General features: G+C 39.2%; 13 protein-coding genes. 8 read left to right on the forward strand and 5 right to left on the reverse strand.

Features of this window, described 5'->3' with window-relative positions:
• Genes H5162_RS10820 through H5162_RS10840 form a run of 5 tightly spaced genes read left to right on the forward strand, consistent with a single transcriptional unit; the run spans window position 1 to window position 3,732 of the window.
• Window positions 1-660 (forward strand): response regulator transcription factor, encoded by a 660-nt coding sequence (locus H5162_RS10820; protein WP_182731258.1) that lies wholly within the window; start codon window positions 1-3, stop codon window positions 658-660.
• Window positions 660-1,964, forward strand: a complete 1,305-nt coding sequence (locus H5162_RS10825; RefSeq protein ID WP_182734327.1) for an ATP-binding protein — start codon at window positions 660-662, stop codon at window positions 1,962-1,964. The genes H5162_RS10820 and H5162_RS10825 overlap by 1 nt, the downstream gene beginning before the upstream one ends.
• A gap of 13 nt (window positions 1,965-1,977) precedes the next feature.
• On the forward strand, window positions 1,978-2,304 hold the full coding sequence (locus tag H5162_RS10830) for a cupredoxin domain-containing protein (protein ID WP_246175520.1): 327 nt from the start codon (window positions 1,978-1,980) through the stop codon (window positions 2,302-2,304).
• Entirely contained in the window at window positions 2,291-3,031 is a 741-nt protein-coding gene (locus H5162_RS10835; protein WP_182778493.1) for an iron transporter, read from the forward strand. The genes H5162_RS10830 and H5162_RS10835 overlap by 14 nt, the downstream gene beginning before the upstream one ends.
• Before the next feature lie 38 nt (window positions 3,032-3,069).
• Complete coding sequence (locus tag H5162_RS10840; RefSeq protein WP_259397125.1) at window positions 3,070-3,732, forward strand: hypothetical protein; 663 nt, start codon at window positions 3,070-3,072, stop codon at window positions 3,730-3,732.
• Window positions 3,733-3,779: 47 nt separating this feature from the next.
• On the opposite strand, the gene sbcB is transcribed toward H5162_RS10840, so the two are convergent.
• Entirely contained in the window at window positions 3,780-5,225 is a 1,446-nt protein-coding gene (gene sbcB, locus H5162_RS10845; protein ID WP_182731262.1) for an exodeoxyribonuclease I, read from the reverse strand.
• An 858-nt stretch (window positions 5,226-6,083) separates the two neighbouring features.
• On the opposite strand from sbcB, the gene H5162_RS10850 reads away from it, so the two are divergent.
• On the forward strand, window positions 6,084-6,491 hold the full coding sequence (locus H5162_RS10850) for a hypothetical protein (protein WP_149980964.1): 408 nt from the start codon (window positions 6,084-6,086) through the stop codon (window positions 6,489-6,491).
• Window positions 6,492-6,742: 251 nt separating this feature from the next.
• On the opposite strand, the gene H5162_RS10855 is transcribed toward H5162_RS10850, so the two are convergent.
• The 3 genes from H5162_RS10855 to H5162_RS10865 form a co-directional block, all read right to left on the reverse strand.
• Complete coding sequence (locus H5162_RS10855; protein WP_182778495.1) at window positions 6,743-8,878, reverse strand: pre-peptidase C-terminal domain-containing protein; 2,136 nt, start codon at window positions 8,876-8,878, stop codon at window positions 6,743-6,745.
• A gap of 503 nt (window positions 8,879-9,381) precedes the next feature.
• Complete coding sequence (locus H5162_RS10860) at window positions 9,382-9,627, reverse strand: hypothetical protein (RefSeq protein ID WP_145233036.1); 246 nt, start codon at window positions 9,625-9,627, stop codon at window positions 9,382-9,384.
• Between the two features lie 169 nt (window positions 9,628-9,796).
• Complete coding sequence (locus H5162_RS10865; RefSeq protein ID WP_182778497.1) at window positions 9,797-10,720, reverse strand: DMT family transporter; 924 nt, start codon at window positions 10,718-10,720, stop codon at window positions 9,797-9,799.
• A gap of 91 nt (window positions 10,721-10,811) precedes the next feature.
• Here H5162_RS10865 and H5162_RS10870 point away from each other — a divergent pair, with 91 nt between their 5' ends.
• Both H5162_RS10870 and H5162_RS10875 read left to right on the forward strand, forming a co-directional pair.
• Window positions 10,812-11,705, forward strand: a complete 894-nt coding sequence (locus H5162_RS10870) for a LysR family transcriptional regulator (protein ID WP_145233038.1) — start codon at window positions 10,812-10,814, stop codon at window positions 11,703-11,705.
• A gap of 115 nt (window positions 11,706-11,820) precedes the next feature.
• Window positions 11,821-12,648: a phytanoyl-CoA dioxygenase family protein gene (locus H5162_RS10875; RefSeq protein WP_182778499.1), complete on the forward strand. Its 828-nt coding sequence runs from the start codon at window positions 11,821-11,823 to the stop codon at window positions 12,646-12,648.
• 82 nt (window positions 12,649-12,730) lie between these two features.
• Here H5162_RS10875 and H5162_RS10880 read toward each other — a convergent pair whose 3' ends face one another.
• Entirely contained in the window at window positions 12,731-14,089 is a 1,359-nt protein-coding gene (locus H5162_RS10880) for a GGDEF domain-containing protein (protein WP_182778501.1), read from the reverse strand.
• Between the last annotated feature and the right edge of the window lie 91 nt (window positions 14,090-14,180).

The raw sequence follows: 14,180 nt of genomic DNA on the forward strand, positions 1-14,180 counted from the left end.
ATGCATTTACTACTGGTTGAAGATGATAAGTTAGTGGCTGAAGGGTTATGTCGTTCACTTCGTCAACAAGGTTACAGTGTTGAGCACTGTGCTAGTATAAAATCAGCCATGCAATGGCTCGAAAATGACGAGATCGAACTACTTGTACTTGATTTAGGGCTACCTGATGGCGATGGTATTGATGTATTAAAACACGTCAAAAAGCATCGCCCTAACTTACCAGTAGTAATCTTAACGGCACGCGGTAGTATTGATGATAAAGTACAAGGGCTAGATTTAGGTGCTGATGATTATTTAGCTAAGCCATTCGATCCTGCTGAATTATTTGCCCGTTTAAGAGTCGCTAGTCGGCGCGTAACTCATGCGCAATCAAGTACTATTAATGTAGCAAATGTAGAAATGGATACCTCCGCTTTTACAGTCACACTTGATCAGCAACCAGTAAACCTGCCGCGTAAAGAGTTTATGTTGCTAAAGGCTTTTTTTGAAAACCAAGGGCGTGTATTGTCTAAACAACAATTAGAAAGCAAACTATATGAATGGGGCGAAGAAGTCGGTTCAAATACCATTGAGGTGCATATCCATCATTTGCGCAAAAAGCTCCCTAAAGATCTAATTAAAACCTTACGAGGTATAGGTTATGTGGTAGGTAAACGTTAGTGTCAATTAAACGCAGACTAACGCTGATTATCTTATCAACGGTGATCCTGACTTGCTTTTTGGCATTCAGTAAAGGTTACCGCGAAAGTATGAGCCAGGCCCAGCTGCTACTTGATAACGAATTGCAAACCATTGCTCATGTACTGATCGAGCAACCTATACACAGCGACAAGCCAGTGTTAAGAAGTGATCTACATCGATTACTGTTTCAAATTTGGCAAGATAACAATTTGCTTAGCGCATCTAAATCATTAGCTGAGCTGGAGCAAAACTCAAGGGTTAACGGATTTAGTGTCGAAAACTTTGCCGGACAGCGAATGCGCGTATTTCATTTAACCGAAGGCACTAAACAAGTGCTGGTGGCAGAGCCGCTGAGTAAACGTTATGAACTTAGCGAGACCATGATTTTGTCAGCAATGACACCTTTGCTTTGGAGTGTGCCACTGCTTGCGGTGTTGATCAGTCTATTTGTCAAACAAGGATTGAGGCCATTAACACGCCTTTCAACATTATTAAAAACGCGACAAGCCAATGACTTTACTGCCATTAATTGGCAAGTGAATGAATACGAAATTAAACCGGTGATCTCACGTTTAAATGATCTGTTTAAACGTGTAGAAAGTGCCTACTTAAGAGAGCGCTTTTTTGCCTCAGATGCTGCCCATGAATTACGCACCCCGCTAAGTAGCCTAAAAATAAATGTTCATAATCTACGCGCACAAGGTGATGGTTGCTTGGAGCTTGATGCAATGGCGCAAGGTATCGATAAACTAAGTAATATTGTTGAGCAAATGTTGATTTTGGGACGCACCTATCCAGAGCAATGGCAGGCACAATTTAGCTCAATTTCAGTGCTAGAGGTCAGTCAACAAGTGGTTGCACAGCTATACGAACGACTTGATGAAAAACAACATATGATCAGTATTGAAGGCGATGATTATGTTATTAATGGTGACCAATTTACCTTGGCAACCTTATTTAGTAATTTATTAAGTAATGCCATAAAGTACACGCCCAGTGGTGGTAACATAGTGATCCGCTTAAACAATCAACAAGGTGCGTATGGTTGGCAGATTGATGACTCAGGTCCTGGCATTGATGATGCCCATAAAGCACGAATTTTTAATCGTTTTTACCGTGTTGGAGGTGATAAACATCCTTCCGGAGAGCAAGGTGCCGGATTAGGTATGGCGATAGTTGAACATATAGTAACAATTTATGGTGCAAGTATTTCTTTAGCCGACAGTGAATTAGGCGGCTTGCGAGTGCGAGTTGAATTTATGCAAGGAGCAGAGAGTGAATAACTGGTTAGGGTTTATCAGCCTGCTGCTATTTAGCGTATTACCGTTTTCGTGTTTTGCTAAAGAATATAAATTAATTTTAAAAGATCACCTTTTTTATCCAGCGGAGATCATCGTTCCGGCCAATACTAAACTAAAACTTTTAATTGAAAATCAAGATAGTACGCCAGAAGAGTTTGACAGCTTTGATTTAAATCGAGAGAAAGTGCTGTATCCAAATCGTAGTAGTGTGATTTATATCGGGCCACTGAGCCCTGGGCGTTATGAGTTTTTTGGCGAGTTTTCACCTAACACAGCCCGTGGTGCAGTATTAGTAGAAGGAAAGACTGATGCTGATAACTAGTTTATTGATGAGTATAAATCAGCTGTTACCGGTCGTAATTTTGCTCGTGCTGTTACAGTCATTGCTAAAACTAAACCAGCGCGTGCTGATAGTGACCGCCTTTGTTGGGCTGCTGTGTAGTATTATTTATGTACAAAGTGCAGCTTGGTTGAGCCAGTTATTTGATCATCGCGGTCTAGAGTTTAGTCAAATGTTGTTGTGCGTCATTGTGTATGTTGCGTCACTAGTAAGTTGTAAACAGCGGCGTTTATTCGCATTGCTTGCAATAGTTGCGGTTATGGCGCTGTATTTGAGTCACTATTTTATTTATCTGGTTGGTTTTTGGCATAACACCGACACATCAAAACCCTTGCTTATAGGGACATCCTTGGGAATAGGGATCTGTAGTAGTTTTGGTGTGTTGCTATTATTTTTACTGCACAGTGTTAGAGCACGATTTGGTGTGTATCCGCTGATGTTGTTATTGGCTTTTAATGTCTCGGCAAAACTACTCATAGTGTTAGATCTGGCCAGCCAAATTGACTTGATCAATATTACGTCCAACTACTTTGATTGGCGTGCAGTATTAGTCGAAAACTCAGAGTTAGGCCGTGTCCTCAAAGCCTTAGTCGGCTATGAGGCAACGCCAAGCAAAACTGCATTATGGCTATATCTAGTTGCGGTTTTAGCCTTTATTGGCACCAGCATAGTATTTACTCGGCAATTTTCTCAAAAGGAGCCATCATGAGATTTATTCTCGCGTGGTGCTTAACTTCGATTTTGTTCATGGCATCGTTTAATGTGCGTGCCGATGGAATAGTTGTAGATAAAGTTTACCACCCTTATGTATTACCATTTGAGCGCGAATTTGAATGGCGTCTGATCTCTCATCAAACAGATAAGGGCAATATTTTAGCCCAACGAGTTGGCTTAGGTGGCTCGTTTAACGATACCATGAGTTTGGAAGGTTATGCGGTTGGAGAACGCGATGACAACGGTAATTTTGGCTTCTCAGCCTACGAATTAGAATTACGTTGGCAGTTGGTTGAGCAAGGGCGGCTGTGGGCTGACTGGGGCGCCTTATTTGAACTTGAAATGCAAGAAGGCAAAGATAGTTATGAAGCCACAACTGGCTTTTTATGGGAAAAAGAATTTGGCCGGACTAGTCTCACCATGAATGCATTTTTAGTCTACGAGTGGGGCGGTGATATTAAAAACGAATGGGAAACTGAGTTTCGCGCACAGTATCGCTATCGCCTTCGCTCTGAGTTTCAGCCTGCATTAGAGCTATACGCCGGAGAAGACTTCTTTGGTATTGGTCCAGGTTTTATTGGGCTACATCGATTTTCAGCGAAGCGACAACTAAAGTGGGAAGCAGGATTTGTGACCGAGCTGAGTCAACAAGGTAAAGATCACAGTTTTCGCCTTGCCCTAGAGTTTGAATTTTAAAGCAAAAAGCCGCGAAAACTTTTCTCGCGGCTTTAAATCTCTGCAAACTACATACTTTGTGCGTAGTTATAAAGCGCTTTTAGAATAGTCAGATTTTTTTCATTATCGTCATGTTCATGGGCGAGATTTTCTAGCGTAACCATAAAATCTTGTGCGCTGATCGATGGTTGATCTTCACCATGCATTAATTTGTTTTGGCAATATTGACGCCACTGATCAAGTTCATCTTGATTAAGCGATTGCGGCCAGTTACGGGCACGGTATTTAAACAATAAGTTATCAAACTTTTTATCTTCAAAATCCAACTTCATACCCGCTAATTGCTCTGGGCTGGCATCACGGATAATGGCAAATTTAGCTTTATCAGCATGACTGGTGAAGCCGTCGTATAACATGTAATCAGTATTGGTGGTTTTACCGTAATCGGGCTTATCGTTAAATACTTCAGTGACTTTATCGCGAAGACTTGGGTTGGCTTTTAAAATCGCAAGATTTTTTAAACACTGCTCGCGGTCAATGCCTAAGCGGGCGGCGTTTTCAGGTAATAAGGTTTTAGCAGGCGCTAAAATAGGGCATTTATTTAAATGTACCAGTTTTAAACCAACAGGCAGTTCATCATCGGCAAGCTCACTGCGCTTGGTATAAAGGCGGGTGCGCAACTCTTCAATTGATAAATCGAGTAATACCTGTGGATCTTCGGTTAAGTTAAAACACACTACTGCATTTTTATTAGTCGGATGAAAGCTCATCGGGGCAATCCAACTGGTACAGCCTTGGGTCGCAGGAATACGTGATGAAGTATGCACCAGCGGCGTCATATTAAATACATCAACTAACTCAGCTAAGGCTTTTTTACCGCGCAAACTAAAAAAGAAGTTATACAGTTTTGGCTGTTTTTCTTTTATTAGTTTAGCCAAAGCAATCGTCGCGGTTACATCGCTTAGTGCATCATGTGCCGCAGCGTGTTCAATGCCATTGGCAACCGTTAAATGTTCCAACTTAAAGCTTGGGCTGCCATCTTCTTTTAACGGCCATTCAATACCCTCAGGGCGCAGTGCATAACAAGCACGCACTAAATCTATAATATCCCAGCGGCTGTTATTGTTTTTGTATTCGCGTTCGTAAGGGTCGTAAAAGTTACGGTAAAAGCTATAACGGCTTACTTCATCATCAAAACGAATGCTGTTATAACCGGCCACGCAGGTATTCGGCACACTAAATTCAGCATGAATTTTGGCAATAAAGTCAGCCTCAACTAAACCTTTTTGCATCGCCACTTGCGGAGTAATACCGGTGATCAAACATGCCTCAGGATGCGGTAAATAATCAGCCACAGGTTTGCAATATTCAATCAGCGGCTCACCAATAATGTTTAAATCAAGATCAGTACGAACACCCGCGAACTGGCTCGGCTTATCCTTTTGCGGACTCGCCCCCCAGGTCTCATAATCGTGCCAGTAGATTGTTGCTTGATTTTGCTCTTGATAAGCCATTTAAAAACCCTTTAAGTTAGCTTGAAGCGGTTGCAATACCGCCAAGTTACTAAATTCATGAATTATTTAGATTATGGCATACAGGCGAGGGAGTTTATAGGTTTGGATGATGAAATGATGGTAATCATACTATTCTCGGGTAGCTTGTCTTAAGTATTGCGAAACTTAATCATTCATTAAAAGAAAAGCCTGCTTAAAAACTCATAACTATGAATGCATTCAATTGTAGGTTGAGTTTTAGCCCGAAAAAATTTTACTGCGAGCTACAAGAGCATTATCGTAGGCGTTAAGCTTGCTGGCGCGTTTTTTGGTCGAGAAAACAAGGGCGAGTATCAGCGTTAAAGTTTTTATAAATCAGTGATCTAAATTAAAAGCAATATTTAAATTGTTGTTGAGCTTTTTGGCCCTATAAGTAGGAGTGCGCTTTAGCCACGAATGTTTTTTACCTTTTCATCATGTTCTACACTTTAAAGCTTTCCTATTGCTCAGATGGAATTCATCGTCAATTGCTTATTTTCAGGTTGTTACGACGAGAAAGAGCTTAAAAGCATATTTGCAGCTAATTTATATAATTAAGTTGCTGAAACTAATTATAAAGTTCACAACTAGTATTGTATTCAATACTAATAGCGATTACGTACAAGTCCAGTAATATTTCATTGTCAGGCGTATATGAACAATTTAATGCCGTTAATAAATAGAATATCAGTTCGTTTATTAGACTAAAGTCTATAAGTTAATTTTCTTCACTTATCGGGTTTAGTTTTATCGTTTGTCGAAATTGAGCCAACACTCTAAAGTTCAGTTGTCGGCAACAGAGCCGACATGACACGACTCAAACCAAATAGGAATATAATCATGAAACGTTCACTAATCAAAACCATCGCACTTGGCTCATTATTTACTTGCTCAGCGGCTGTTATGGCTGATCAAAGTGATTACAAATTAATGATTATTGATAATGCGGCAGCGTCTCAGCCAGTTGAACAATCATTTAATAACTGCGCATTAAATGTGAAATCAAAAAATTATGCACAAGCAGATGAAATTTGTACCAAAGCAATTGCATTACTAAAGCAAAGTAATGGTCCACGTATGAAAGTTCGCGAGCTAACGTCATTTGCATTAAGCAACCGTGGTGTGTCACGTATGATGGCAAACAATGATACGGCTGGTCTTTCTGATTTATACGAAGCGGCACAAATCGCTGATAGCGAAATGGTTTCTCATAACCTGACGCGCGCTAAAGAGTACCTTTCTCTATAATAGTTTTTATAAACGATTAAAGACAAAACCACGTTAGGCTAAGCCAACGTGGTTTTTTGTTTTTTTAAAGTGTTTCTCCTCTGAGCCAACCGTAAAACTCACTTATTTATTTACGTATTTACTGGCCTCAGTTTAGCTGTACTAAATATATTAAATTTTAAGTTGTAGAGTGAGGCTTTATCTAAATTAGTAAAAAATAAAAACACTTCAGAGGGCGCTGAAGTGCTTTGTACAAGGGGAGTAATGTTATTTTACTGTGCAGTAGCGACTAGTTTAACCCAGTCATAACTGACTATCCCTAGTAACCCGATTTGTAACGATTGACCAGCGTTAACTGCTAAAGTACAGCTTTCGTTGCTGCCGGGATTTTTTGACTGGCAATCATACTTTGTTTGCGTGACTGCACCATCTGCATTTACATATAGGCTTATATCTCCTTGGCTGCCTGCTGTACTTATTGTTACAGATGTTTTTCCTGTAGGAACCAGATAGCTGTATCGTTGCCAAAAACCGGGAAATCCATAGGCGCGAGAGGTAATAATTGTGCTATCTCCCGTCGGTGGTGTACTGTTTTTATAATCAGCCATGATAGTGACATTATTGTAGCTGCTATAGGCTTTGAGCATAATATAATAGCGACCCTCTCCTAGGTTAACTGTACAGATTTCCTCGTTACCATTTTTAAAGGGCCGACAGTCATAGTCTGAAGTGGTGGGCTTAGCGCCTTTCTTAACGTATAGGTCTGCATCGCCGTTACCACCTGATATGCTCATCGTAATATTATTGGCATCAGCTGGCACATCAATAAAATAGATACTTTCTTGGTTTCTTGTTGCATTAAGACCTGGTAATGCTTGGCCTTTATTTAACTCAATGTCAGATGACGTACCATCAGAAACACTGACTAGCTGAGCTAGTGTGTTGGTGTTGTTATTGCTATCTTGAACGGTTACAGAAACGTTGTAGTTTCCAGTAGAAGTGAAGGTGTGCTGTACAGTTGCGCCACTGTCTATTTGATTATCGCCAAAATCCCAGCTGTAATTAGTTATTGTGCTCGAAGAGCTGGAACCAGTAGCATCAAAGTTACATTGCAATTGATCACAATTGTATTCAAAACGGGCCGTAGGCGCAGGAGGGGTATTACCATCATTATCGCCAATGGGCACAGTACCGTTAAAATAGCTGGCTACTTGAGGCCAAATTTTACTTATTTTAGCTCCTTTGTTGTAGCAGCCACCTAGATGATGCAATGCAATAACACGATTGCTTGATGCAGCTACAACAGGCGAACCAGATGAGCCACCAATGGTATCGCAATAATATCCTATATCTGTGTTGTTGCCACGGCCATTTGTTGAAGGAGCATTAACTTGGCATAAACCATCATTGTCTTGATCTGACTCTATTGCAAGTTCTTTGGGGTTACCGGATCCATGTTGTGGAATATATATGCGTTCACTTTGTTGCGCGTTTCGTACATCTAGCCCTAAATAACCAAATTGCTCGATAGTGCTAAAATCATTAACACTGAACAAAGTATAATCGAGCGTGTAATCGGTTTTAAAAAACTCATTCCCCGTGACTTTTACGACAGTTTCTTTAGTTGAGCCATTACAGCTTTTATTTTGATAATTAAACCATACTTCCGTTGAGGCAAGTTCTGATGCGGTCTCAAGACAATGATTATTAGTAAATAATTTATTATCACTCCCAACGCGCCAGCCCGTGCATAAACTGCGCCCACCGATCACTAAGCGCGCAATAGGTCGGCTTCGGTCAAACTCTATTGGATGGGAATCAGCCCAGCATTGCACATCTTTTCGTTCATTAACGCCACAGGTTGATAATAGCGCTGGTTCATTGCCATTATTTAACTCTGTATTCGTATTTATATCACTTTCGGTGCCATAAAAATAACTATCAATAATGCCAAACTGGGTTTGTTGTTTACTGAGTGTAGGGTCGGGGTAATATTCAATGATAACGCTGTCATTAGAGACCGACATAGCTGAAAACGAATGCACCCCGTCATCACCTTTAACATCATCAATTGTTGCAGCATTCATGTTGTCACTACTATATTCGTATCGTTCAGTGTTATCTTGGTTTCTGACGACTAGTTTTGCATTACCACTGAGTTGCACCCGACTAAAATGTACTTTTATATAATCAGCACCGGGATGACTGATTGTATGGCTGATTACTTGGCTTTGAATATTTACAAATTGCTTAGAGAGTTTTAAATGAGTATCGGCTTGTGCACCGATTGTCGTTTTTTTTGCTGCTTGATTGGTATGTTGCATAATAGTCAGTTCATCGACTTCAGCAATACTGTGTTGGCCATAGATGGCAATGGCAATTAATGCTGCATATTTACATTTTTTCATCTTTATTTCCTACCATAGGTAATTTACCGACTGTTTGATGTAAAACTAATGATTAATTGCATGTTTGATTCATAAAAATCTTGGCAAATAATCAGTACCCAATTGCTAAAGCAAAATCTAGAGTGAATTTTAATCAATGCCAATAAATTGCGTGAAATATTTAGAACCCCCAATAAGTGCAATAAAGTCAATAAAAAAACTTGTTTGTTATCCAGTTGAAAACAAAAATGTGATGGTTAACAACAAATGAGCTGGTTACACGTGCATGTTTAATATTTTTATTTTGTAAATTTAATGTAAATATAAGTGTGCGTTTTTATGTTTTTAAACACGTTTAGTGAGCTAAATATAACTAAACGTGTTTTTTACTGAAGGTTTTTTAACTATTAATAGTTATTAGAAGTCTATTTGGTCGTCGTAATGTTATTTTTAGTGAGTACTATTTATATAGTGTTGGTTGTGATTAATCTTAATTAACATAGGCTAATGTATTGACTTAATGTTTAAAACTTTGGGCATAAAGCGTGATCAAAGCCTTTTTCAGTTAATAAAAAAGTCGCGCTTGGGGTAGCAAAAATATAGCCTTCGTAGTTAAGAAACGCAATTGTGCCTTTAACTGATTCGATTTGCTCTGCTGATGCACTTTCTATAATAGCTTTCGGATCTAAATTGACTGGTGTTGGAAACTGCTGATAAAGCTGCTTAAAAATTAAGGTGGCGATAGTTTTAAAGGTGTCGTTATTTTTCATTTTTTTGCTCCTTGGTGTTTATGTGTGCTGCTAATGCATTATTGTAACTCTTTCTATTTAAAGAGTAACTGCCACACTTACCTGTTGATCCTAAAATAATACGCGGTTAAATAGCGATAGAGTTGCAGTTAACCCATCGCTATATCATGAGCTGGTGCTGTATTACTTGTTATTTACAAGGTTCAGGAATGCGTTTTGGGGTAAAAATTCGTGGCATTAATAAGCCGATGATCACAACAATAATGCCAATTAATTGTAGTTCTGTAATTGGTTGGCCCATCAAAAATGCTGTTAACATGGCAAATACCGGAACGAAGTTAAAAAATAACGACGCATTCGCTGAGCCAAGTTGGCGTATGCCATTAAGCCACAGAAGATAGCCGGCAACAGTTCCAAATAAGCCAATATAAATAACATCGATAATACCTACCATTGAGCTATTACTGAGTTCGCTAAGCGGGTGTACATTGGCGGTCACTAAACACATTAAGCCAATGATTGTTGCACCACTTAGCATACTAACAAAAGTATAAGGCAATACAGGCATGTACTGATTGATACCTTGGCTAAAGTAAGTGTATGAACTCCAAGCTAACATACCTAAAAAGATCATTTTGTCGCCGGCATTGATTTGCATATTCAAAAGCACGGCTAAGTCGCCATTGGTGATAACTAATAATACACCTGATAGGCTAACGATTAAGCTAAAACATTGTGCTGCAGTAGGCATTGAGCGCTTTGCAACTGAGCTTATTAATGAGGTTGCAAGTGGGCTCAGCGCCATTATTAACGAGCCGTTTGCGGCACTGGTATGTTCCAGCCCGGTAAATAAACCGAGGTTTAAGCCACCTACGCCAACAGCACTAACAATAATCACCCAAGCCCATTGGTTGAACGTTAAACTTGGTTTTGTACTGTTAATTATTTTTAAGTAGATAGCCAAGCAGATTGCGGCAATACTAAAGCGCCAAAATACTAAAGTCAGTGCGTGTACTTGATTTAATGCATGTTTACCAATAGGAAAACAACTTCCCCAAAAAAATGCACATAATAACAGGAGTAAAATAGCTTTTGTGTTGGCTGAGAAGTTCATCAGCAATCCAGAGATGTTGAAAAGTTGCGGCAAGTGTATTACTTTCCATAATGTGGATAAACAAGCAAAAATAAGAGAGTAGATTCCAAAAATGAAATATAGATATTCACTAGACGATTTACGCTATTTTTGTATTGTTGCTCATTTAAAAAGTTTTAAAGATGCTGCACTGGCTTTATCAGTGCCTTTATCAACATTGAGCCGTCGTATTCGACAACTTGAAGATGATTTACAGCTTAGATTGTTAAACCGTGATGCTCATCGCGTATCGCTGACCCATATGGGGGAGCTGTATTACCAACGTTCGAGTGCATTGTTTGCTGAGTTAGATGGAATTAATGATGATCTTCATATCGAGAAGAATCAACCGAAAGGTAAGATCATAATCAGTGCACCTATTAATGCCGGCTCGCAATTTTTAAGGGATATTTTTTATGATTTTTTACTGCAATATCCTGAGATCCAACTAGATATTAGGCTCTCGAATACTTTAATTGATATTGAAGCGCAAGCAATGGATGTGGTGTTTAGGGTGGGTAATACGGTGGTTGATAATTGGATTGCGAGGCCACTTAAAGATATTCACTTTATTTTGTGCAGTAATTCGCAGACGGTGGCCGACAGTGTTAAGCATCCCACTGATTTATGTGCAAAAAGCGCTGTGATTTGCCAGCCGATGTCTATTTGGCAATTAGTAAATAAACAAAATGATGACGCTTATGATTTTCAACCCAGTAAGGGCATTCGTTTAGAGCTTGATGAAATTCAAATGCTCACACACGCGGTTAAAAAAGGCTTGGGGATTGGTTATATTCCTGACTATTATGCATTACCAATGATAGCTCAAGGTGAGCTTCAGCATGTTTTGCCTGATTGGCAAAGCAAGGCACGCACTTTATTTATGTTATATCGGGATCGTGACCATTTACCATTGCGCGTCAGATTATTCATCGAATATGTGCTAGCTAGATTTGAGCAAGGTTAGTATGCTTTTTTATTATTTTTCTGAACTGTTGGGCAAGTGAAATACAGCCTGTTTAGTTATTAATAGCGCCGGACTACAAATTTTAGTGCCTGTATATTAAAAGGAGATATTAAATATGCAAACCAATCTAGTGGTTGAACGGTTTAAGCAGCAGGGTTTTGTACAAATTAAACAAGTACTTAAACCAAGTGTAATCTCAAAACTGCAGCACTTTTGTGATGAGTTGGTTGCTCAAGCACAGTCACGCTATGTAGCCGGTTTACCATTTGATAATATTGCTGTTATGCAAACTGCAGATAAGCCTTTTGTTTATCGCGTTAATGAGCTTTTTCAATTTCAGCCACAATTTGCTCAACTGCTAGCGCAAACCGAACTAATGAGTTACGTTGAAGCGATTATCGGCGAAGCTGTTTTACCTAGCTATGAGTCACTTGTGATAAAAAATTCATTAGATGCACGCGGATTTGATTGGCACCGCGATATGGCGGTGAGAACTCAAGAGCCTATTTTTACCGTGGGGGTGTATTTAGATGATGCAATAGCGCAGCAAGGGGCGTTAACAGTGATCCCGCAGTCTCATTGTAGCCAAGCAAGTGTGTGTGATTTAAAGCGCCAGCTATCCATTGCACAATTACAAAGTGTGGATATTACGGCCAATGCAGGTGATGTGGTAATTCACCATGTAAACACGGTTCATGCATCAGGAAGACAGAAAGGTTCAGCTATACGTAGAACGATCTATTTTGAGTTCAGAGCAGTATCACATTTTATTGATAATCCGTGCTTTCCTAGTGAGTGGATCGAAAAGCGGCAAGCGTTAATGGCTAACCTCAACGCGCTTAATTCAGCTGATATGCCTAATAATGTGCAGCTACCCAATGATTTGTATGTAACTCAAGTACGAATAGAGCCGGCGGAATATTGTATTGAGTTTGCCAGTTAACAGTATCAACATAGATATTTACATGTGTGTAAAGCCAGCCTAAATATATAAATTTGCTCTGAACTAATACAGCCAATACAAGTTAAGCGACTACGATACAATTACGACCTTGTGCTTTTGCCTCATAGAGTGCTTTATCTGCGCGATTAAAAATAACTGAACTCGAGTCATCTGCCTGATAACATGTTACCCCAAAGCTTGCGGTCACTTTAGGTAAGCTCACTTCATCTAATTCGCTAATATACACTCGTAATCGCTCTGCAAGTTGGTGGGCGTGTTGCTTATCTTGAATAGGAGAGATAATAGCAAACTCTTCGCCACCGATACGAAACAGCATATCCATGGCATGTATTTGTTGCTGTAATTGTGTAGCTAGATGTTTTAATAACTTATCACCTATTTGGTGGCCATATTGGTCATTAACTTGTTTAAAGTGATCAATATCCAATATTATTAAAGCAAATAGATATTCGCTTCGTGCTGCCATATTGATCTGGTTTTCTATTTGTTCTTCCCACTTGTGTCGGTTAAATACACCTGTTAAGCGATCTTGGGTTGCTAATATTATTAATTGTTTTTCAATTTCCTCACGGCTAGTCATTTCCTGATTCAAACGAGATATAACAATTTTTATATCGTGTTCTAATGCTGCAAGCTCATCTTTAGTTTTGATCTTTTTCTGAAGTTCCAAAGGTAACTCATGGTGTTCAACAGAAGAGTTTAATGTTTCGATATTAGATTGGATGCGTTGAATACGACGTAAAATAATTTGAATAATAAAGGTCGTTAACAGCAAGCCGAGGATGATGGCGCATATACCGAGTAAGCTGCTGACAAATAGAAAGTCTTTTTCGTGCTGATCTGTGTAATACGCATCATCAGAGGTTAATTTATTTAATTGCGCTATTATTTGTTTTTCTGCACTTTCTAGCTCAGTTGCCATTGTTTCGACTTGCAACCGCGCTTGCTCAGTAAGTTGATTCTGTTGGTAAACATTTTCTAAATAGTTTTCGAACTCGTCACTTTTTTGCGTATAGTTTTCAATTGTGGTGGCCACTTTTTGATTTGCTTCAGGCTGTAATATGACTTCTTTTAATGCTAATGAGTGATTAATCATTGCTACCGCTTTATCGAGCAATTGTTTTATTTTTTGTTTTTCAAAAGCAAATTGTTGATGTGGGTTGAGCGGCTTATCACCCATTTGGTTTTTTAGTTGAAATTGCTCAAATTGCAGGTGTTGTTCAAGCTCTATGAACTCCACTTGTTGCATTAACTGACTTAACGGAATATCCAGAAAAGCCACTACGCGCATTTCACGTTCTATTTGATTTACTTTATAGGCCGAAAAAACAATAACACAAAACAAAAACGTTAATAAAAAAACAAATAATCCACCAATTTTTTGCTTTATTGACGCATTGTACCAGTTGAATACCGACATAAAGTTTCTCACTGCTTAATAGTCCCTCAAGTATAGTTTAAAAAGCGCGTAATCTAGCTTATTAAGTCTGACCACAGCAAGCATTAATTGA

The sequence above is a fragment of the Pseudoalteromonas sp. SR41-8 genome, assembly GCF_014163915.1.
Lineage (GTDB): Bacteria > Pseudomonadota > Gammaproteobacteria > Enterobacterales > Alteromonadaceae > Pseudoalteromonas > Pseudoalteromonas rhizosphaerae.